The 20,758-nt window shown below is 67.0% G+C and carries 19 protein-coding genes; 15 read left to right on the top strand and 4 right to left on the bottom strand.

Translation table 11 applies throughout. The annotated features are described in order from the left end of the window. The first annotated feature begins 335 nt into the window (after positions 1 to 335). Together purL and cutA are read left to right on the top strand one after the other, a co-directional pair. Entirely contained in the window at positions 336 to 4,235 is a 3,900-nt protein-coding gene (purL, locus tag ACNFG0_RS19950) for a phosphoribosylformylglycinamidine synthase (protein ID WP_416766105.1), read from the top strand. A gap of 3 nt (positions 4,236 to 4,238) precedes the next feature. Then, a complete protein-coding gene (gene cutA, locus ACNFG0_RS19945) occupies positions 4,239 to 4,550 on the top strand; it encodes a divalent cation tolerance protein CutA (RefSeq protein ID WP_196144527.1) in 312 nt (103 codons plus the stop codon). A gap of 118 nt (positions 4,551 to 4,668) precedes the next feature. On the opposite strand, the gene tatC is transcribed toward cutA, so the two are convergent. From tatC to tatA, 3 genes are read right to left on the bottom strand one after another with little or no spacing between them, the layout of a single operon-like run. Then, positions 4,669 to 5,439, bottom strand: a complete 771-nt coding sequence (gene tatC, locus ACNFG0_RS19940; RefSeq protein WP_416766104.1) for a twin-arginine translocase subunit TatC — start codon at positions 5,437 to 5,439, stop codon at positions 4,669 to 4,671. Further along, positions 5,436 to 5,714 (bottom strand): Sec-independent protein translocase protein TatB, encoded by a 279-nt coding sequence (gene tatB, locus ACNFG0_RS19935; RefSeq protein WP_416766103.1) that lies wholly within the window; start codon positions 5,712 to 5,714, stop codon positions 5,436 to 5,438. Before tatB ends, tatC begins: the two co-directional genes overlap by 4 nt. Continuing rightward, on the bottom strand, positions 5,714 to 5,944 hold the full coding sequence (gene tatA / locus ACNFG0_RS19930; RefSeq protein WP_416766101.1) for a twin-arginine translocase TatA/TatE family subunit: 231 nt from the start codon (positions 5,942 to 5,944) through the stop codon (positions 5,714 to 5,716). The genes tatB and tatA overlap by 1 nt, the downstream gene beginning before the upstream one ends. Before the next feature lie 142 nt (positions 5,945 to 6,086). On the opposite strand from tatA, the gene gspK reads away from it, so the two are divergent. Further along, entirely contained in the window at positions 6,087 to 7,052 is a 966-nt protein-coding gene (gspK, locus tag ACNFG0_RS19925; RefSeq protein WP_416766099.1) for a type II secretion system minor pseudopilin GspK, read from the top strand. A 607-nt stretch (positions 7,053 to 7,659) separates the two neighbouring features. Here gspK and ACNFG0_RS19920 read toward each other — a convergent pair. Continuing rightward, the gene (locus ACNFG0_RS19920; RefSeq protein ID WP_416766098.1) at positions 7,660 to 9,708 is read right to left on the bottom strand and encodes a PhoX family protein; all 2,049 of its coding nucleotides are present in this window, start codon (positions 9,706 to 9,708) and stop codon (positions 7,660 to 7,662) included. 225 nt (positions 9,709 to 9,933) lie between these two features. On the opposite strand from ACNFG0_RS19920, the gene ACNFG0_RS19915 reads away from it, so the two are divergent. Genes ACNFG0_RS19915 through ACNFG0_RS19860 form a run of 12 tightly spaced genes read left to right on the top strand, consistent with a single transcriptional unit; the run spans position 9,934 to position 20,601 of the window. Then, positions 9,934 to 11,574, top strand: a complete 1,641-nt coding sequence (locus tag ACNFG0_RS19915; protein ID WP_416766097.1) for a lipoprotein UxpA — start codon at positions 9,934 to 9,936, stop codon at positions 11,572 to 11,574. Next, positions 11,571 to 11,996, top strand: a complete 426-nt coding sequence (locus tag ACNFG0_RS19910; protein WP_196144534.1) for a pilus assembly protein PilZ — start codon at positions 11,571 to 11,573, stop codon at positions 11,994 to 11,996. Before ACNFG0_RS19915 ends, ACNFG0_RS19910 begins: the two co-directional genes overlap by 4 nt. Positions 11,997 to 11,999: 3 nt before the next feature. Then, positions 12,000 to 13,952 carry a type II secretion system secretin GspD gene (gene gspD, locus ACNFG0_RS19905; protein WP_416766096.1) on the top strand — a complete coding sequence of 651 codons (1,953 nt, stop codon included), beginning with the start codon at positions 12,000 to 12,002 and terminating at the stop codon, positions 13,950 to 13,952. Beyond that, positions 13,952 to 15,400 carry a GspE/PulE family protein gene (locus tag ACNFG0_RS19900; RefSeq protein WP_416766114.1) on the top strand — a complete coding sequence of 483 codons (1,449 nt, stop codon included), beginning with the start codon at positions 13,952 to 13,954 and terminating at the stop codon, positions 15,398 to 15,400. The genes gspD and ACNFG0_RS19900 overlap by 1 nt, the downstream gene beginning before the upstream one ends. Before the next feature lie 2 nt (positions 15,401 to 15,402). Next, positions 15,403 to 16,605 (top strand): type II secretion system inner membrane protein GspF, encoded by a 1,203-nt coding sequence (gene gspF / locus ACNFG0_RS19895; protein ID WP_416766095.1) that lies wholly within the window; start codon positions 15,403 to 15,405, stop codon positions 16,603 to 16,605. 29 nt (positions 16,606 to 16,634) lie between these two features. Further along, a complete protein-coding gene (gspG, locus tag ACNFG0_RS19890) occupies positions 16,635 to 17,069 on the top strand; it encodes a type II secretion system major pseudopilin GspG (protein ID WP_196144538.1) in 435 nt (144 codons plus the stop codon). A gap of 3 nt (positions 17,070 to 17,072) precedes the next feature. Further along, complete coding sequence (gspH, locus tag ACNFG0_RS19885; RefSeq protein WP_416766094.1) at positions 17,073 to 17,510, top strand: type II secretion system minor pseudopilin GspH; 438 nt, start codon at positions 17,073 to 17,075, stop codon at positions 17,508 to 17,510. Beyond that, the gene (locus tag ACNFG0_RS19880) at positions 17,507 to 17,875 is read left to right on the top strand and encodes a type II secretion system protein GspI (protein ID WP_196144540.1); all 369 of its coding nucleotides are present in this window, start codon (positions 17,507 to 17,509) and stop codon (positions 17,873 to 17,875) included. Before gspH ends, ACNFG0_RS19880 begins: the two co-directional genes overlap by 4 nt. Further along, on the top strand, positions 17,872 to 18,459 hold the full coding sequence (locus ACNFG0_RS19875; RefSeq protein ID WP_416766092.1) for a type II secretion system protein: 588 nt from the start codon (positions 17,872 to 17,874) through the stop codon (positions 18,457 to 18,459). Before ACNFG0_RS19880 ends, ACNFG0_RS19875 begins: the two co-directional genes overlap by 4 nt. Further along, positions 18,456 to 19,562, top strand: coding sequence for a type II secretion system protein GspL (gene gspL, locus ACNFG0_RS19870; RefSeq protein ID WP_416766090.1), 1,107 nt, complete (start codon positions 18,456 to 18,458; stop codon positions 19,560 to 19,562). The genes ACNFG0_RS19875 and gspL overlap by 4 nt, the downstream gene beginning before the upstream one ends. Next, on the top strand, positions 19,559 to 19,945 hold the full coding sequence (gspM, locus tag ACNFG0_RS19865; RefSeq protein WP_196166336.1) for a type II secretion system protein GspM: 387 nt from the start codon (positions 19,559 to 19,561) through the stop codon (positions 19,943 to 19,945). Before gspL ends, gspM begins: the two co-directional genes overlap by 4 nt. After that, a complete protein-coding gene (locus ACNFG0_RS19860; RefSeq protein ID WP_416766089.1) occupies positions 19,942 to 20,601 on the top strand; it encodes a hypothetical protein in 660 nt (219 codons plus the stop codon). The genes gspM and ACNFG0_RS19860 overlap by 4 nt, the downstream gene beginning before the upstream one ends. The last annotated feature ends 157 nt before the right edge of the window (positions 20,602 to 20,758 follow it).

Genomic DNA, 20,758 nt, shown 5'->3' with positions numbered 1-20,758 from the left:
ATACGCAAAGGACTGGTCCCGCCATATCTCGACAACGGTTAGCTTGTCTGGTAGCGCGTTCTGTGCTGCATGTGGCAGGGCGTTGAATGGCGGTAGGGCCGGCAGGGGTATGCCTTGGGGCTGTAGGGCGCCTGTGAGATCGAGCGCCGCCCGCGCGGCGCGATCTCACAGGCGCCACAGCCCCAAGGCATACCCTCGCCAACCTCTCGAATTTTTGACCCGAAAGTCCGGTTCCGCCGCCCGGCAGCCGTGGCTTAGAGCGGGTGCCGAAAGCGTACGAATTAGGCTAGAATGCACGGCCTCTAAGCACACCCCTTCCTGAGGCTGTCCCGACGATGTTGATCCTGCGCGGCGCTCCTGCCCTTTCTGCCTTCCGCCACGGTAAGTTACTCGAGCAACTGAGCCAGAAAGTCCCCGCTGTTACTGGTTTGTATGCCGAATTCGCCCACTTCGCCGATGTCGATGGCGAGCTGACCGCCGACCAGCAGCAGGTGCTGGGCCGTCTGCTCAAGTACGGCCCGAGCGTCCCGGTCCAGGAGCCGAGCGGCCGCCTGTTCCTGGTCGTGCCGCGCCTGGGCACCATTTCGCCCTGGGCCAGCAAGGCCAGCGATATCGCCCATAACTGCGGCCTGCAGAGCATCCAGCGCCTGGAGCGCGGCATCGCCTACTACGTCGCTGGCGAGTTGTCCGATGCCGATGCGGCCGCCATCGCCGCCGAGCTGCACGACCGCATGACCCAGCGCGTCCTGGGCCGCCTCGAAGATGCCGCCGACCTGTTCAGCCATGCCCAGCCCAAGCCGATGACCTCCGTGGACATCCTCGGCGGTGGCCGCGCCGCGCTGGCCCAGGCCAACATCGACCTGGGCCTGGCCCTGGCCGAAGATGAGATCGACTACCTGGTCAACGCCTTCCAGGGCCTTGCCCGCAACCCGAACGACATCGAACTGATGATGTTCGCCCAGGCCAACTCCGAGCACTGCCGCCACAAGATCTTCAACGCCAGTTGGGATATCGACGGCCAGGCTCAGGAAAAAAGCCTGTTCGGGATGATCAAGAACACCTACCAGATGCACAGCGAAGGCGTGCTGTCGGCCTACAAGGACAACGCCTCGGTCATCGTCGGCAACGTCGCCGGCCGCTTCTTCCCGAACCCTGAGACCCGCCAGTACGGCGCGGTGCAGGAGCCGGTGCACATCCTGATGAAGGTCGAGACCCACAACCACCCGACCGCCATCGCCCCGTTCTCCGGCGCCTCCACCGGCTCCGGCGGCGAGATCCGCGACGAAGGCGCCACCGGCCGTGGCGCCAAGCCCAAGGCCGGCCTCACCGGCTTCACCGTCTCCAACCTGCGCATCCCGGGCTTCGAACAGCCTTGGGAGCAGGCCTACGGCAAGCCGGGCCGCATCGTCGACGCCCTCGACATCATGGTCGAAGGCCCCCTGGGTGGCGCTGCGTTCAACAACGAATTCGGCCGCCCGGCCCTGACCGGCTACTTCCGTACCTTCGAACAGGCGATCAACACCCCGCGTGGCGAAGAAGTGCGCGGCTACCACAAGCCGATCATGCTCGCCGGCGGCATGGGCAACATCCGTGAAGACCATGTGCAGAAGGGCGAGATCACCGTCGGCGCCAAGCTGATCGTGCTCGGCGGCCCGGCCATGCTGATCGGCCTGGGCGGCGGCGCCGCCTCGTCGGTGGCCACTGGTGCCAGCTCCGCCGACCTGGACTTCGCCTCGGTGCAGCGCGAGAACCCGGAAATGGAGCGCCGTTGCCAGGAGGTCATCGACCGTTGCTGGCAGCTGGGCGACAAGAACCCGATCGCCTTCATCCATGACGTGGGTGCCGGTGGTATCTCCAACGCCTTCCCCGAACTGGTCAACGACGGTGGCCGCGGTGGCCGCTTCGAGCTGCGCAACGTGCCCAACGACGAGCCGGGCATGGCCCCGCACGAGATCTGGAGCAACGAGTCGCAGGAGCGCTACGTGCTGGCGGTCAGCGCCGAGGACTTCGAGCGCTTCAAGGCCATCTGCGAGCGCGAGCGTTGCCCGTTCGCCGTGGTCGGCGAAGCCACCGAGGAAAAACACCTCACCGTCACCGACAGCCACTTCGACAACACCCCGGTCGACATGCCGCTGGACGTGCTGCTGGGCAAGCCGCCGCGCATGCACCGCTCGGTCACCCGCGAAGCCGAGCTGGGCGATGACTTCGACCCGAGCGCGCTGGACCTGGACCAGGCCGTCGAACGCGTCCTGCGTCACCCGGCCGTGGCCAGCAAGAGCTTCCTGATCACCATCGGCGACCGCACAATCACTGGCCTGGTCGCCCGCGACCAGATGGTCGGCCCGTGGCAGGTACCGGTGGCCGACTGCGCCGTCACCGCCACCAGCTTCGACGTCTACACCGGCGAAGCCATGGCCATGGGTGAGCGCACCCCGCTGGCCTTGCTCGACGCCCCGGCCTCCGGGCGCATGGCCATCGGCGAGGTACTCACCAACCTGGCCGGCGCCCGCATCGAGAAGCTCTCCGACATCAAGCTGTCGGCCAACTGGATGTCCGCTGCCGGCCACCCGGGTGAAGACGCTCGCCTGTACGACACCGTCAAGGCCGTCGGCATGGAGCTGTGCCCGGAACTGGGCCTGACCATTCCGGTGGGCAAGGACTCCATGTCGATGAAGACCCAGTGGAGCGAGGAGGGTGTGCAGAAGAGCGTCACCGCACCGATGTCGCTGATCGTCAGCGGCTTCGCCCCGGTGGTCGACATTCGCGGCACTCTGACCCCGCAGCTGCGCATGGACAAGGGCGAGACCGACCTGATCCTGGTCGACCTGGGCCGTGGCCAGAACCGCATGGGCGCCTCGATCCTGGCCCAGACCTACGGCAAGATCGGTGCCCAGGCGCCGGACGTCGACGACGCCGAAGACCTCAAGGCCTTCTTCGCCGTGATCCAGGGCCTGAACGCCGATGGCCACCTCCTGGCCTACCACGACCGTTCCGACGGCGGCCTGCTGACCACCGTGCTGGAAATGGCCTTCGCCGGCCACTGTGGCCTCGACCTGCACCTTGACCCGCTGACCGACAGCCGTGCCGACGTGCCGGCCATCCTGTTCAACGAAGAGCTGGGTGCTGTCATCCAGGTGCGCCAGGACGCTACTCCGGACGTGCTGGCGCAATTCAGCGCCGCCGGCCTCGGCGAGGAATGCGTCGCGGTGATTGGCAAGCCGGTCAACAACGGCGAAGTGTCCATCAGCCTGAACGGCGAAGTGCTGTTCGACGATCAGCGCCGTCTGCTGCAGCGCCAGTGGGCCGAGACCAGCTACCAGATCCAGCGCCTGCGTGACAACGCCGACTGCGCCGACCAGGAGTTCGACGTCCTGCTGGAGGAAGAGAACCCAGGCCTGTCGGTCAAGCTGGGCTTCGACGTCAACGACGACATCGCCGCGCCGTACATCAAGAAGGGCGTGCGCCCGCAAGTGGCGATCCTGCGCGAGCAGGGCGTCAACGGCCAGGTCGAGATGGCGGCTGCCTTCGACCGCGCAGGCTTTGCTGCCATTGACGTGCACATGAGCGATATCCTCGCCGGCCGTGTCGACTTCGAAGCGTTCAAAGGCCTGGTGGCCTGCGGTGGCTTCTCCTACGGTGACGTGCTGGGTGCCGGTGAGGGCTGGGCCAAGTCGGCACTGTTCAACACTCGCGCCCGCGACACCTTCCAGGCATTCTTCGAGCGCAACGACAGCTTCGCCCTGGGCGTGTGCAACGGTTGCCAGATGATGTCCAACCTGCACGAGCTGATCCCTGGCACCGAGTACTGGCCGCACTTCGTGCGCAACCGCTCGGAGCAGTTCGAGGCGCGCGTGGCCATGGTCGAGGTGCAGAAGTCCAACTCGATCTTCCTGCAGGGCATGGCCGGTTCGCACATGCCGATCGCCATCGCCCACGGTGAAGGCCATGCCGAATTCGCCAGCGAAGAGGCACTGCTGGAAGCCGACCTGTCCGGTTGCGTGGCCCTGCGCTTCGTCGACAACCATGGCAAGGTCACCGAGGCCTACCCGGCCAACCCGAACGGCTCGCCGCGTGGTATCACCGGCCTGACCAGCCGCGACGGCCGCGTGACCATCATGATGCCGCACCCTGAGCGTGTGTTCCGTGCCGTGCAGAACTCCTGGTGCCCGGATGAGTGGCAGGAAGACGGCGCCTGGATGCGCATGTTCCGCAATGCGCGGGTCTGGGTGAACTAAGGGGTGTACAAGCTCGCCTTCTTCGTGCCGCCGAGCCACGTGGACGTGGTCAAGGCCGCCGTGTTCGCCGCCGGTGGCGGCCGCATCGGCGACTACGACCACTGCGCCTGGCAAACACTCGGCCAGGGCCAGTTCCGCCCGTTGGACGGCAGCCAGCCGTTCCTCGGGCAGGCCGGCCAGGTCGAGCAGGTGCAAGAGTGGAAGGTGGAGCTGGTGGTGGCCGACGATCTGATCGCTCAGGTCGTCGCCGCACTCAAGCAGAGCCACCCGTACGAGACGCCGGCCTACGAGGTCTGGCGCCTCGCCGAGTTCTAGACCACACCGGTCCCTGTAGGAGCGGGCTTGTCCCGCGATCGGCAGCGCAGCAGCCGCTCACCGAGCCCTGTCTGTGTCCTGTGGCCGATTCTACGACTGCTGCGCAGCCAGCCCGCGTCTATAGACGCAGGTCTTGCACTGCTGGATCGTGCCCATCCTCAGGCCGCCGCAACCCCGCACAGGCCAGCAACCCCACCTCGAACAGCAGCCACATCGGCACCGCCAGCATGGTCTGTGAAAACACGTCCGGCGGCGTCAGGATCATCCCCACCACGAAGCACCCGACGATCACGTAGGGCCGGCTGCGGCGCAGAGTGGCCACATCGGCAAGCCCTGCCCAGACCACGATGAAGGTCGCCACCGGGATCTCGAACGCCAGGCCGAACGCCAGGAACAGCGCCATGATGAAATCCAGGTACTGGCTGATGTCGGTCATCATCGCCACCCCTTCCGGGGTAACGCTGGCAAAGAACCCGAACATCATCGGAAACACCAGGAAGAATGCGAATGCCATGCCGGCATAGAACAGCAGAATGCTCGACGCCAGCAAGGGTAGGGCGATGCGCCGCTCCCGGCGGTACAGGCCCGGCGCGATGAACCCCCAGGCCTGGTGCAGCAGTACCGGCATGGCGACGAACAGCGCGCACATGGCCGTCAGCTTGAACGGTGTCAGGAACGGCGAGGTGACGCTGGTGGCGATCATGCTGGCGCCTTGCGGCAGGAAGCGGCGCAAGGGTTCGGAGATCAAGGTGTAGAGCGTCTGGGCGAAGGGAAACAGTGCGGCGAACACCACGGCCACCACCAGCAGGCTGCGCACCAGGCGCTTGCGCACCTCGCGCAGGTGCTCGGTCAAAGGCATGCGCGCCTCGTGTTCCATGGCAATGCTCATGCGCCGTGCTCCTTGGCTGGGGTGGTGGCCGCAGGCTGGGCCTCGAGGCTCACGCCCTGGCGGATCTGCTGTTCCAGACGTTGCAGGGGCTGGCTGTCCAGTGCCGGCAGGTCGATTTCCCGTTCCATCTGCGCCCGTAGTGCCTGCATGGCCCGTCGCGCCTGGCCGAGCCCGCGCCCGACGGTACGCGCCGCCACGGGCAGGCGCTCTGGGCCGAGAACCAGCAGGGCGACGATGCCCACCAGCAGCAGTTCGGTGAAGCCTACCTCGAACATCAGGCCTGACGGTCCGCTTGAGGCTGCTGGGCGGCCTGGCCGGTCAGCGGGGCCTGTTGCTGTACCTGGGCGTTGGCCGGGTCTGCTTCCGGGCTGGTGCCCATGGACTTGCGAAAGCCCTGGATCGCGTCGCCCACATCGCTGCCCAGGCCCTTGAGCCGCTTGGTGCCGAACAGCAGGAATACGATCAACAGCACGATCACCAACTGCCAGATTCCGATGCCACCCATTGCGACCACTCCTGTAAGGTCATGAAAAGGAACGACAATCCTGCCTGCCTTAGATGACGAGCACATGAACGTTGGCGCTGCCATCTGCGTGAAACACGCACCGTGTTGACTGGCGCTTTTGGCAGGCGCAGGGATGGGCAGGATGGGCGGTAGGCAACAGCGCGGGGCAGCATTGCTGATGGTATTGGTGGCGCTGGCGATGCTCGCCGGTGGCCTGGCCTGGCTGGTGGAAGACGGCCGTCACCAAGTGGAAGACGTGCGGCTGTTGCAACAGCGGGTGCAAGTGCGGGCGATGGAGCAGGCCGGCCTGGCCTATGCCAGCCAGGCCCTGCGCGACCCGGCATGGCGGGCCAGCCCGTTGTTCTGGCAGGCCTTGCGCGGGCAGCCGCTGGACTACGACTTCGGTGCCGGCACGGCACGCTTGCGGGTGCGCGACCAGCACACCTGCTTCAACGTCAACGCCCTGCTCGGCGAGGATGGCGAACGCGCCGAGCGCCAGCTGCGCTACCTGCTGGGCGATGACATGGCGGCCGAGCGGCTGGTGCAGGCTTTGGCCGACTGGCTCGATGCCGACAGCGATGCTCGCCTGCAGGGGGCCGAAAGCGCCCAGTACCTACGTCAACGGCCACCACGGCTGGCAGCCAACCAGCCGATGCTGGACATGAGCGAGCTGAACCTGTTGCTCGAGCCGGACGCCGGCCGCCAGGCGCGCTACCCGATGCTCTGCGCCTTGCCCGAGACCCGTGGCTGGCGCTTGAACGCCAATGCACTGGGGCTGGAGCATTTGCCGTTGCTCGATGCCATCTATGAAGGCCGTTTTGCGCGTTCGCTGCTTGCTCGTATCGTCAGTGGCAGGCCGGCGTCCGGCTATGTGGATGCCGCAGCGCTGCGCCAGGTCTTGGGGGCGGTGGACGACGAGGCCTTCGAACGGCTGAGCGAGGGGTTGCTGCTAAACAGTGGGTATTTCCTGTTGCAGCTGTCGTTCGAGCAAGACGGGCGCACCTTGCGCAGCGAGTTCCAGGTGCAGGCACAGGGGGTGGTGCAATGGCATGCGAGGGTACCTGCACAACAGGTGCGGGTGAGCAGTAGGTCACCGGTTCTCTGGTGAAAGGCAATCGCCGGCAAGCCGGCTCCCACAGGTACGGCGGTGTCTCTGAAAACAGCGCAGAACAGGTGGGAGCCGGCTTGCCGGCGATTGGGCCGCAACGCGGCCCCATTGGATTAGAGCGTCCCGATCTCGCCGCCATCGTCACGCTGGATCACCACCGTCGAAGCCCGTGGCCGCACCGTGGTGCCTGCCTGGTGTACGGTGGTGTCTCTGAAAACAGCGCAGAACAGGTGGGAGCCGGCTTGCCGGCGATTGGGCCACAACACGGCCCCGTTGAGTCAGAGCGTCCCGATCTCCCCATCATCGTCACGCTGGATCACCACCGTCGAAGCCCGTGGCTGCACCATGGTGCCTGCCTGGTGTACGGTGGTGTCTCTGAAAACAGCGCAGAACAGGTGGGAGCCGGCTTGCCGGCGATTGGGCCGCAACGCGGCCCCATTGGATTAGAGCGTCCCGATCTCCCCATCATCGTCACGCTGGATCACCACCGTCGAAGCCCGTGGCTGCACCATGGTGCCTGCCTGGTATACGGTGGTGTCTCTGAAAACAGCGCAAACAGGTGGGAGCCGGCTTGCCGGCGATTGGGCCGCAACACGGCCCCGTTGAGTCAGAGCGTCCCGATCTCCCCATCATCGTTACGCTGGATCACCACCGTCGAAGCCCGCGGCCGCACCGTGGTGCCTGCCGGGGTCACATCGGTCGCCTTGTCGGTGGATGGCCAGTTGTCCGGGTGCTGTATGTTGACGAACAATGTCTTGTTGTCCGGCGTGAAAGCGATACCGGTCACCTCGCACCCGTTCGGGCCGACGAAGAAGCGGCGCAGGTCCACTTGGTTCTTGGCATTGACCGGTACCTGCTTGCCGTTGGCGTCCACCAGGTCGGTCGGGATGACCGCCAGCAACTGGTCGTTGGTATAGCTGGTCACGCTCTTTTCGCCGTTGTCGGTCTCGAACCACAGCACGCCCCGGCTATCGAAGCTCATACCGTCGGGGCTGGCGAACTGGTTCAATTCGGTGAGGCCGGAGCGGTTGATGTCCGCAGTGCCGTCGGCATTGGCGCCGAACACGAAGATGTCCCAGGTGAAGCTCAGGTGATCGTCGCTGTCGTGCCAGCGGATGATGTGGCCATGACGGTTCGGCCCGCGTGGGTTGGCGGCATCCACCTTGTCCGGTGTGCGTGCGCTGTTGTTGGTCAGGGTCAGGTAGACATCGCCGTTGAGCGGGTTGACCGCAGTCCACTCCGGGCGGTCCATCGGCGTGGCGCCGACGGCGTCACCGGCACCGCGGGTGTTGAGGATGATGCCGGGCAGGTCGCCGTACAGCGCACCCAGGGTGCTGCCGCCGGTGGTTGGGGTGGCCACGTCGAGCAGCAGCCACTTGCCGGTGCCGTCGGCATTGAAGCGCGCCACGTAGAGCTTGCCCTTGTCCATGTACTTGGCACCGGTCGCCAGGCGGTCGGACGGGTTGGCATCGGCTTCGCTCCATACGGCGTCGGAGACGAACTTGTACAGGTACTCGTTGTTCGAGTCGTCGCCCATGTACCAGACCAGGGGCTTGCCGGCCACCGGCAGGCCCGGGCAGCAGCCTTCGTGACGGAAGCGCCCCAGGGCGGTGCGCTTGGTCGCGAGGGTCGCGCTGTTGTATGGGTCGATCTCGACGATATAGCCATACGTGCTGGCTTCGTTACGGTAGTCGTCAGTGGCGCTGGCGCCGCTCGGGGTGATGTCGAAGCGGGCGAATTCGCCGTTCACCTCGGTGCTGTCACCGGCCGCGCTTTCCCACTTGTACTGGCCGTTGGCGGTAGCGACGCCGATACGCACCTGGTCCTCTGGCCGGGTGGCCTTGTTCACGAAGATGCCTGGCCAGTTCTCTTCGCAGGTCAGGTAGGTGCCCCACGGGGTGTAGCCGTTGCCGCAGTTGTTGTTGGTGCCGCGGCACTGGGTACCGGTGGGCGAGAACTTGGTCTTGACGTGGTCGGTGCCACGCAACGGGCCTGCGATGTCCATCAGCGAGGCGGTGGTGAAGCGGCGGTTGAGCGGGTCGTTGTCCACCACCTGCCAGCGGCCGTTGACCTTGCTCAGGCGCACCACGCCGGCGCCGTGAGCGTTGATTTCCTTGCGTACTTCCTCGACCGGGCGTTTGCCGTCCAGGTCGGTGGTCGGGCCGCTGGGGTGCAGGGCCGCGGCGTCGATGTACTCGAAGTTGATCGCCAGCAAGCCATCGTCGGAGCGGCCGTCGATGGGGAAGAAATGCATGCCGTCATGGTGCATGCCCATGGCATTGGCCTGGTCGGTCGAGGTGTTGCTGCCGTCGGCCTTCCACGGGTTGGCGTTGCGGTTCAGCGGCGTGCCCCAGGGTGCCAGGACATAGGCGCTGTAGCCTGCGGCGACCACGCAGGCGTCGGTGCGCGAGCCTGGGATGGACTGGAAGCCCAACTTGAGTTTCGGCTTTTCCGGCTCGGGCGGGGTGGCATCGTCGTGGTCGGAGCCGCCGCCGTCGAAGCAGCCTGTCAGACCGGTACCGGCGATCATGGCGATCGCTGCGCCAAGGCTGCCGCGCATCACGCTGCGACGGCTCAGGTAGGCGTCCATGACGCTGGCCATTGGCAGGTTGCCGCTTGGGTTGCGGTCCAGGTTGTCGCCGGTATCTCGACTCATCAGGGTGTCCTTAGGTTGGCTGAGTTGAAGGAAACCGCGACTGTAGAGCGCAAAGATGATGATTGGTTGGCAGAAATGTTAACGACTTTTTAAAACAAGCCGTTCTTAACGACGCGTTACAAAGATTTTTTTGGAATCGTTGTCGGATATCTGCCATCAAACTGTCATCCAGGCGCCGCAATATCCGGGACCCAACAAGGGAGGCGGGCGAGGATGGCGGGGTCGATGGCAAGCAGTGTAGGCAGACGGGAAGTCATCAGCTGGATGGGCGTCGGCGCGCTGGCACCCTTGCTTGGCGCCTGTTCCACATTCCCGGGGCGGGGCAGTGACACCCCAGCGGTGGACCTGCTTTACCTCGCCGATACCCTCGATACACGTCAGCCCGGCCAGCCCGTGGTGCCGGCGACCCGGTTGGGGCCGGTCAGCCACCTGGGGCGTGCGCCCTGGATGACCGGAGCCAGTGCCCTGGCGTTCGACCCCGCGCTTGCCCCCTTGCTCGATGCCACCCAGGCCGGCAATGCCCGCCTGGGTGGCTATGCAGTACTGGCGGCCTTGTTGGAAGACCTGCGTGGCGAGGCGGGGGTCAACAACAGCCTGACCCTGGAGAACGGCCAGTGCTGGAATGGCAGCGGCCTGGCCTACCTGACCCAGGGCGACAGCGGTGTGCAGGGCAGCCAGTTGCTGGGCAGCGAAGTGCGGGTCAGCAGCGATGAGCGGGTGCTCTGGCCGCAGCGTTGCGCCGGCCTGTATCGTCAGGCACTGGCCACCACCCTCGGGGCCGGCCTTGCAGACAGCCAGGCCAAGGCACTCGGCCTCGACGGCATGCGAGTGTTCCAACGGGGCGGGGCGCGCATTGCCGTGGTCGGGGTGACCGACCCCTATGCCCAGGACCAGAAAGCCTCCCTTAAACAGTGGTACCAATCACTGTTGCCAATCTTCCAGCAGGCACGCCGTGAAGCCGACCTGGTGGTGGCCTTGGCGGATGTCGGCACCGGCCCTGGCCTGTGGCTGGCCGAGCGGGTGCCTGAACTCGATGTGCTGCTCTGCGCCCGGGGCCAGGACTTTTGGCCCGCGCCGGTAGATGTCACCCAAGCCAGCGGGCGGCGCGTGCCGGTGCTGTTCGCCGGCTGCCGCACCAGTGGCGCATTCCGCTTGCGTTGCCAGTATGTGGGCGGCCAGTGGCGGTTCTCGGCGCAATTCTTCCCCGCGTTCGAGCACCAGCTTGGCCCGGTTGCCCAGGGCCGTGCCCACCAGTTGCGTACGCAGTTGCACTTGCAGCGCGCCGGGCATGCCGCCTGGCTCGACCAGCCCTTGGCCAGGGCCCCGGAAGCCCTTTGGCGCCGCGACACCCTCGGCGGCAGCTGGGACCGCTTGCTGCACCAGGCATTGGCCGACGGCAGCAGTGTCCCGGTGCTGCTGCCAGGGCTGCGCTACGACGCACCGCTGGGCGCCGGTGAGTTCATCACCCGTGAGCAGCTGATCGCATTGTCTGGCGGCTACCCAGCGCCGGTGGTCGAGGCCCCGGCGCGACAGGTCGAGCAGGTACTGGAGAACGCCGCCGAACAATTGTTCGGCGACCCACTGCTGCTGGACAACAGCCAGGACCTGCCCCGGTGGCAGGGCCAGGCCTGGCGCCTGAGCTACAGCCCCCAGGGCAAGCGGGTCGCTGGCCTCGAGCCCGTCGAAGGGCTGTGCCGCACCTTTGGCCTGCAGTTCGATGCCAAGGCCGGCGAGCCGTTGTGGCAGAAAATCGAGGCCTGGCTGCTGCGCCAGCGCCCCGACTGGCAGCTGGACAGGCTGCAACGGCCGGACGTGCGCTATGTGCAGGGCCACCCTGGCTGGCATCCCCGACAGGTGGCGTCGTGACCTCGCGCGGCCGCCTGTTCGGCGCAGCGCTGCTCACCCTGGCCGGCTGGCTCGCTGCCCAGTGCGTGCTGCAGCTCAGCCAACCCTTGCAACCGGCCCATGCACCCGACCGCCGCGACGCGCTGTTGCCCGGCTTGATGGTCGGCCACTGGCAGCCCGCGCTCGATGACGGCGCCATTCCCTTGACCCGCTTGCCCCTGCGCTACCTGGGTGGCCTCAAGGCGCAGCCGCTGTCGGCCACGGTGGTGGTGCTGCGTTTCGGCGAACAGGTACGCACGCTCGGTCGTGGCCAGCGGCTGGCGCCGGGCATCGTGCTGCAGGACATCGATGCCGATGGCCTGATTTTCGACAACCAGGGGCGGCGCGAACGCCTGCCCTGGCCGCCACGGCCCGCCGTGACCGGCTTCAAGCGGCAAGGATGAGCGATGTTTGCAAGATACTGTGTGGCCGTGATGCTGAGCCTGGGCCTTGCGCTGGCCTGGGCCGAGGAGCCCGAGGAGATCGATGAGAACGGCACGCCGTTGTACGAAGTGAACTTCGTCGACACCGACCTTGGCGAGTTCATCGACAGCGTGTCGCGCATCACCGGCACCAGCTTCATCGTCGACCCGCGGGTCAAGGGCAAGGTCACCGTGCGTACCGTCGATCGCCATGATGCCGAGGCCATCTACGACATCTTCCTGGCCCAGTTGCGTGCCCAGGGCTTTGCTGCCGTCGACCTGCCCAATGGCAGCGTGAAGATTGTCCCCGACCAGGCCGCGCGCCTGGAACCGGTGCCGGTGGAGGCCGCGGGCAGGCAGAGCGAAGGCAGTGATGGTGTGGCCACCCGGGTGTTCAATGTGCGCAATGCCGCCAGCGAACAGATGCTCGGTATCCTCAAGCCGCTGATCGACCCTCGGGTCGGCGTCATCACCCCGTACCCGGCCGCCAACCTGCTGGTGGTGACCGACTGGCGCAGCAACCTCGAGCGCATCGACAGCCTGCTGCGCCAGCTTGACCAAGTCAGCGAAGAGCCCCTGCAGATGATGCCCCTGCGCCATGCCAGCGCCGCTGATACCGCCCAGCTGGTAACCCGCCTGCTGGCTCGCGAGCAGGGTGCCGACGGCGCCCAGGTGGTGGCCGACCCGCGCAGCAATGCATTGTTGGTACGCGGCAGTGCCGACAGCCGTGAGCGCGTGCGCGCCCTGCTGGCCCAGCTCGACCGGCCCAGCGACAGCCTGCACAGCAGCAACACCCAGGTGATCTACCTGCGCCACGCCAACGCCAGCGAGGTGGTCAAGGTTTTGCGCGGCCTCAGCCAGAGCGGCGCAGTACCCGCCGAAGGCGAAGGGCAGGGCAAGGAGACGCCAGTGGCGATGGCCAGCGACTCGGGTATTCGCCTGGAATATGAAGAAGGCACCAACGCCGTGGTGATGGTCGGACCGGACAGCGAGTTGGCCGCCTACCGTAATATCGTCGAGCAGTTGGACATCCGCCGCGCCCAGGTGGTGGTCGAGGCGATCATCGCCGAGGTCAGCGACAGCCAGGCCCAGGAGTTGGGCGTGCAATGGCTGTTCGCTGACGAGAAGTTCGGTGCCGGTATCGTCAACTTCGGCAGCAACGGGGTGAACATTGCCAATGTCGCCGGGGCGGCCGCCAGTGGCGACAACGAGAAACTCGGCAAGCTACTCTCGGCCACCACCGGTGCCACCGTCGGCATCGGCCATATCGGCGGCGGCTTCAACTTCGCCATGCTGATCAATGCGCTTAAGGGCAAGAGCGGCTTCAACCTGTTGTCGACGCCCACCCTGCTGACCCTGGACAACGCCGAGGCGTCGATCCTGGTCGGCCAGGAGGTGCCCTTCGTCACAGGCTCCGTGACCCAGAACAACGCCAACCCCTACCAGACCATCGAGCGCAAGGAAGTGGGGGTCAAGCTGCGCATCAAGCCGCAGGTGAACATCGGCAACAGCGTGCGCCTGGACATTGTCCAGGAGGTCTCGTCGATCGCCGATTCCAGTGCCGCCAGTGACGTCATCACCAACAAGCGCGAGATCAAGACCAAGGTGATGGTGGAGGACAACGGCCTGGTGATCCTCGGTGGCCTGATCAGCGACGAGCTGAGCACCAGCGACCAGCGTGTCCCGTTGCTGGGCGACATCCCGGGGCTGGGCCGGCTGTTCCGCTCGGACACCAGCAAGAACACCAAGCAGAACCTGATGGTGTTCATCCGTCCACGCATTCTGCGCGATGGCCAGAGCCTGGCGGGCCTGAGCCAGGAAAAATACCGCAGCCTGCAGCAGGGCACGCCGCTGCAACTGCCGGAGCTGGCCGAGGGCTCGCAGTTGCTGAAGGCATTCCCCTCCAGCCGTGCCCGCCTGGAAGGTGGGGACTGGTGATGCTGCCGTATCGCCTGGCCCGCCAGGCCGGCCTGGCCATGGCGCCCAGCGCCGAGGGCTGGCAGCTGTGGCTGCGCGAGGATGCCGACAGCGACCAACTGCAGGAGCTGCTGCGCGTGCATGGCCGGCCGGAGACCTGCCAATGCCTGGACCGGGCTGCCTTCGACGAGCGCCTTGGCCTGTTGTACCAAGCGGGCGAATCGGCCACCGAGGCGTTGATCGAAGGGATCGGTGAACAGGTCGACCTGGCCGGGCTGATGAGCGAGATGCCACGCATCGAGGATTTGCTCGAAAGCGATGACGAAGCGCCGGTGATTCGTCTGATCAACGGCCTGTTCGGCCAGGCCTTGCGCCAGCGCGCCTCGGATATCCATATCGAGACTTTCGAGCAGACCCTGGTGGTGCGCCTGCGCATCGATGGCCACCTGCGCGAGGTGCTGCGTCCGCCACGGGCGCTGTCGGCCATGCTGGTATCGCGGATCAAGGTCATGGCACGTTTGGACATCGCCGAGAAGCGCCAGCCCCAGGATGGGCGCATCACCCTGCGCGCCGCCGGGCGCGAGGTGGACGTACGGGTCTCGACGTTGCCGGGCATCCATGGCGAGCGGGTGGTGATGCGTGTGCTGGACAAGCAGGCCAGCCTGCTGGCACTGGACAACCTGGGCATGACCGAGGCCGTGCTGCACGGTTTGCGCAGTTGCCTGGCCCGCCCCAATGGCATCGTGCTCTCCACCGGCCCTACCGGCTCGGGCAAGACCACCACGCTCTACGCCTGCCTCAACAGCCTCAACGACGGCAGCCGCAACATCCTCACCGTCGAAGACCCAGTGGAATACGCCATCGCCGGCATCGGCCAGACGGCCATCAACCCACGTGCGGGGTTGACCTTCGCCAGCGGCCTGCGCGCCATCCTGCGCCAGGACCCGGACGTGATCATGCTCGGCGAGATTCGCGACCGGGAAACCGCACAGATTGCCGTGCAGGCCAGCCTCACCGGGCACCTGGTGCTCTCGACCCTGCATACCAACAGCGCCGTGGGCGCGGTGACGCGCCTGCGCGACATGGGCGTCGAGCCGTTCCTCATCGCCTCCAGCCTGCGCGGGGTGCTGGCCCAGCGCCTGGTGCGGCGGCTGTGCGCGTGTGCCGTGGCGCACCCGCTGCAGCCGGCCGAGCGGCGCTTGTGGCCGGAGCTTGCGAACCTGGCCGAGACCTATCACCCGGTCGGTTGCGAGCACTGCCAGGGCACTGGCTATGTGGGACGTCTGGGCCTGTATGAGTACATCGAGCTGGACGCGGGCTTGGTGGCGCTGCTGTATGACGGCGCCAGCGAGGTGACCATGCAGGGCTACCTCGCCGACCGGCGGCAGAGCCTGGTGGGCATGGCCAGCGACTGCCTGGCCCGCGGCCAGACCAGCCTGGCCGAGGTGTTGCGCGTGGTGCAGGGCTGAGCATGCCGACTTACCGATACCAGGCGGTCGACATGGCCGGGCGGACCCACAAGGCCAGCGTGCAGGCCGACACCGAGCGCCACGCCCGGCAACTGTTGCGCGAGCAGGGCCTGTTCGCCCGCCAGTTGCAACGCCAGGACCCAGGTGGGGCCCAGCCCCGCCGCCAACGCTTGAGCCGCCCGCAACTGTGCGAGCTGACCCGTCAGCTGGCCACCTTGACCGGTGCCGGTATTCCCCTGGTCGATGCCCTGGCGACTCTGGAGCGGCAACTGCGCCAGCCTGCGTTGCACGCGGTGCTGGTCGCTGTGCGCGGCTCGTTGGCCGAGGGCCTGGGGCTGGCGCGCAGCCTGGCTCGCCAGGGTGCTCCCTTTACCGGCCTGTACTGCGCCCTGGTCGAAGCCGGTGAGCGCTCCGGGCGCCTGGCCCAGGTGCTGGCGCGCCTGGCCGATCACCTGGAGCAAGTACAGCGTCAGCAGCACAAGGCCCGCACGGCGCTGATCTATCCCAGCGTACTGATGGGCGTGTCGCTGGCGGTGGTGATTGGCCTGATGACGTTCGTGGTCCCCAAGCTCACCGAGCAGTTCGCCCATTCCGGGCAGGGCCTGCCTCTGGTCACCTCGCTGCTGATCGGCCTCAGCCAGGGCCTGGTCACGGCAGGCCCGTGGTTGTTGGGCTTGGCGATCCTGTCGACGTTGCTGTGCAGTTGGCTGCTGCGCAAAGCCCACTGGCGTTTGCGTCGCGACGACTTGCTGCTGCGCTTGCCGCGTATCGGCGCGCTGCTGCAGGTACTGGAAAGCGCACGTCTGGCGCGCAGCCTGGCGATCCTCTGCGGCAGCGGCGTGGCCTTGCTCGAAGCCTTGCAGGTGGCCACCGAGACGGTCGGCAACCGGCGCATCCGCCAGGCCATGGAACAGGTGCGCACCCAGGTCGAAGGCGGCACCAGCCTGCATCGGGCCCTGGATGCCAGCGGCCAGTTCCCGCCCCTGTTGGTGAACATGGTCGGCAGCGGCGAGGCCAGCGGCACCCTGGCCGACATGCTCGAGCGCGTGGCCGATGACCAGGAGCGCGGCTTCGCCCGCCAGGTGGACACGGCCATGGCGCTCTTCGAACCCCTGATGATCCTGGTGATGGGCGGCGTGGTGCTGTTCATCGTGCTGGCGGTGCTGTTGCCGATCATGCAGCTCAACCAGGGCCTGCAACTATGAAAACCTGCAATGTGAAAAGGAGCAGCGACATGCAGTATCGACGCCCCCGCCAGCGTGGCTTCACCCTCATGGAAATCATGGTGGTCATCTTCATCATCGGCCTGCTCATCGCCGTGGTCGCCCCCAGCGTGCTGGGTAACCAGGACAAGGCCATGCGGCAGAAGGTCATGGCCGACTTGGCGACCCTGGAGCAGGCCCTGGACATGTACCGCCTGGACAACCTGCGCTTCCCCAGCAGCGAACAGGGCCTGGCGGCGCTGGTGAAAAAACCGTCCCAGGAGCCGTTGCCCCGCGCCTGGCGCAGCGACGGTTATATCCGCCGCCTGCCGGAAGACCCTTGGGGTACGCCCTACCAGTATCGCCTGCCCGGTGAACACGGCCGGGTCGATGTCTATTCCCTGGGCGCCGATGGCGTGCCGGGCGGCGAGGGCCTGGATGCCGACCTGGGCAACTGGGAACTCTGACCGGTGACCGGCCAACGCGGCTTCAGCCTGCTCGAGTTGCTGGTGGTGTTGGCCATCGCCGGGCTGATGATCGGGCTCGGCGTGGCCTGGCTCGACAGCGGCAAGGCCGGTACCGACCAGGCGTTGGCGCGTCTGGCCGCCGAAATCCGCAGCCAGTCAGCCCTGGCTCGGCACGCGGGCCAGTTACGCGGCCTGCGTTGGAACGGCCAGCGCCCGGAGTTCGTTCGGCGGGAGCCGACAGGCTGGGTGGCCGAGCCAACCCGCCTGGGTGACTGGCCCACCGCGCTGCGCCCGGACTGGCCCGCGAGCCAGGCGCCGCAGCTGGTGTTCACCCCGGAGGGGTGGGCCCGGCCGGGCAGCCTGACCTGGCGCTGGGCCGAAGGCCGCGAGCGTTGGGAGTGGGGGCGTGATGGCCGGCTGCGCAGGGGCCAGGGCTCATGAAAGTGCACCAGCGCGGGTTCACCTTGCTCGAAGTGTGTGTCGCCCTGGCGATCGCCGCGGTGCTGGCGGTGATCACCAGCCAGGTATTGCGTCAGCGCCTGGCGGTGCAGGAAGGCGTGCAACAGCACCGCCTGGGCCTGCTCTGCGCGCGCGAGCTGCAGGCGCGTTTTACCGTGGAGCGCTACTGGCCACCGTCCAACCAGAACAGCGGCGTGCTGCACCAGGGCGGGCAGGCCTGTCACTGGCAGTTGCAACTGCGTGGTACAGGCGTGCGCGACTTGCGTCGTGGCGAGTTGCGCCTGTTCGCCGACGTCGACCAACGCCTGCCGCTGGGGCAGTACAGTCTTTTCCTGGAGCGCCCGTGAAAGCTCGCCAGGTGGGCATGACCCTGATCGAACTGATGGTGGCGCTGGCCTTGACCGCCGTACTCGGCGTCATGCTCGCGGCGCTGGTAAATGGCTGGCTCAAGGTGCGCGAACGCCTCGGCACCTCCGAAGCAGACCGCGTCCTGGAGTTCTGCCTGGCCCTGGAGCGGCGCTTCGACAGCCCAGTGCTGCGCCGGGTGTATGAACAACGCCTGCCCCTGGCAACGCGCGGGCTCGATTGGCAGCCGCAGCGCAACACCTTGCTCTGGGTGGCTGCAACCGGCTGGCCGCAGGCCGAGGGCGGGTCGCGCCTGCAGCGCCAGCGGCTGCGCTTCGATGCCCAGGGCCAGCGCCTGCTGCTGGAAAGCTCGGCAGACCTGTACGCCGTGGGCGAGCCGCAATGGGTGCTGCGTGAACAACTGCAGCGGGTGAACGCCATGCACATTCTCTATTACCAGGAGGGCCGTTGGCTGGCCTGGCCGTCCGATCAACCGGTGCACCCTGGCCGTGGCGTGCGCCTGCATCTGCAGCGTGATGGAGCACCGTATGCCTGCACCTTCGTATTGCCCTGGGGGCGTTCATGAAGCTTGAGTGGCGACGAGCCGCGCCGGCCCGACCCTGGCTTCTGCTGCGCCCCGGCCAGGGCGACGCCCCTTGGGAGTGGTTGCGGGTGGGCGGCGACGCGCTGCTGCGCCAGGGCCAGGGCGAGCCCCCGGCCGAGGCGCACGCCCGGGTGGCCCTCGTGCTGCCGGGGGAGGCGTGCAGTCATTTCCAGGTGCCTGCCCCTGTTGGGCTCAAGCGCGAGGAGTGGCCGCTGCTGCTGGAAGACCAGTTGCTGCAGGAGAGCGAAGCGCTGGCTTACGCCAGCCTTGCCCGGCAGGCGGGGCAGGTTCGTCTGGTGGCCGTGGCGCGCCAGCAGCTCGAGGCTTGGCACGCTCAATGTGCAGCCTGGGGATTGCAGGTCGAGCGTTGTTGGGCGGAGTTCCAACTGTTGCCGGCGCCACCGACGGGCACTGCCTGGCAATGGTGCAAGCCGACGGACGTCAGTCTGCTCAGGGGCCTGGCCGAGGATGGCCGGGAGCATTGGTTGGCTTGGCCGCACGTCTTGGGCGAGGCCCCGCGCTCGCCTTGGGCTGGCCTGCAGGTGCACGCCATGGAGGGCCACTGGCCGACGCAACTGGCCGACCTCGACGTGCTGCCCGGGCTGTTCACCCAACGGCGTACGTCAAACTGGCGTAAGCCCCAGTTGCCACGCCTGCACCTGCGCCTGATGGCCGCCTGCCTGCTGTTGTGTTCGCTGTGGGCTGGGCTATGGGTGCATCAGCAATGGCGCCAGGCGCAGCTTTGGCAGGCGCAAGTGCAAGCCGTCGTGGGCCAGCAGGCTTCGCCACGCCAGGCCGCCCAGGCGCTCAAGCGCCTGCAGGGGGCCGACACGGAACGGCAGTTGCGCCTGCGCCAGCTCGAGGACTTGCAAACCCGCCTGCAGGTTTGGCTGCGCGAGCAACCCCGCTGGCACCTCCAGGCTGTGCGCTTCGATGGCCGGCGCTGGCACCTGCGGCTGGACGGTGACGGCGCCGCGCCACCCTGGGACGCGATGGCCGCGGCCGCAGGTGCGCGCGTCGAGGTGCAGGGCGATGGGCAGGCGGGGCAATGGCAAGTGGTATTCGACCTAGGGGGCGCAACATGAACCTGGATGGCGTGCAACGCTACCGCATGGTCCTGGCCTGGAGCCTGATTGCATCGTTGCTGGCCTTCCTGGCCGTGCGCGAAGGCTTGGCCCTGTGGCGCGAGACGAGCCAGTGGCAAGCCTTGGCCGTCACGGCAGCGGAGCTGCGCAACGGACCGACGCTGAGCCTGGAGCGCCTGCGTCAGTCGGCCCAGGCACGGGGGATCGACCTTCAGGATGTGCAAGCCGACGACGAGGCCTGGCGGCTGCATGGCCTGGTCGCTGACGAGCAGGTGCTGCAAGGGTGGCTGCAGGCCGTGCAGATCGATGGCGCCCAGCCCTTGCAATGGGGCCTGGAGCGGGAGCCCAAGGGCCTGCGCTTCGAACTGTGGTTGCGGCCATGACACGGCGTGGCTGGGTATGGCTGGTGGGGGTGTTTTGCCTGACAGTGCTGGTCGAGTTACCTGCCGGTTGGGTCCTGCGAGGCCTGGCCCTGCCGGTGGCCGGTGTGTCTGGCAGCCTGTGGCGGGGTGAGGCCCGGCAGCTGGGCGAGGTCGGCCCGGTGCGCTGGCATTGGCGGCCCTGGCATCGCGAGATCGAGGCAGGCCTGGCGTTCCAGGGGCAAGGCTGGCGCGTTCGCCTGGCCGGTTGGCCATGGCAATGGCAGGCCGAGCTCGAGGCGCTGGGCCCGCAGGCCAGTGTTGCGTCGGCTTATCGTTTGGCGGGGCAATGGCAAGGCCTGGTACGCCTGCAGGGTAATGGCTCGCGATGCCACCAAGCCCAGGGGCGCCTTGCGGTTGAGGACCTGGCCCTGGCTGCGCCTTGGTCGCTGGGGCTGGGGCAGGGTAGTTTGGAAGTCGAGTGTGATCAGGGTTGGCGGGTGCTTGGGCGCTTGGCGCTGGCTGGGCAGCACAGCGCTGAACTGAAGGCAGACCTGCTGGGGCGCCAGGCCCAGGTCGATCTGCACGTGCAGCAGGGCGCTGCCGTGACGCCGCTGCTGCGCGGTGCCCGCTGGCTGGGGCCTGAGGCGACTCGGGTGCAGCGGTTGCTCAAGTGGTAATTGGGACGCCGCGCGCGGCGGTGTCTTTGAAAACAGCGCAGGGCAGGTGGGAGATTCTATGGTTGTGGGCAAGCCGGCTCCCACTGGTGCAGCGCCAACCACACCCTGTGGGAGCGGGCTTGTCCCGCGATCAAGGGCGAAGCCCTTGCTTGGCGGC

The sequence above is a fragment of the Pseudomonas sp. NY15372 genome (assembly GCF_048068215.1).
Classification (GTDB): domain Bacteria; phylum Pseudomonadota; class Gammaproteobacteria; order Pseudomonadales; family Pseudomonadaceae; genus Aquipseudomonas; species Aquipseudomonas guariconensis_A.
Note: the sequence above shows the minus strand (reverse complement) of the source record. Positions and strands in the feature narration are given on the sequence as shown.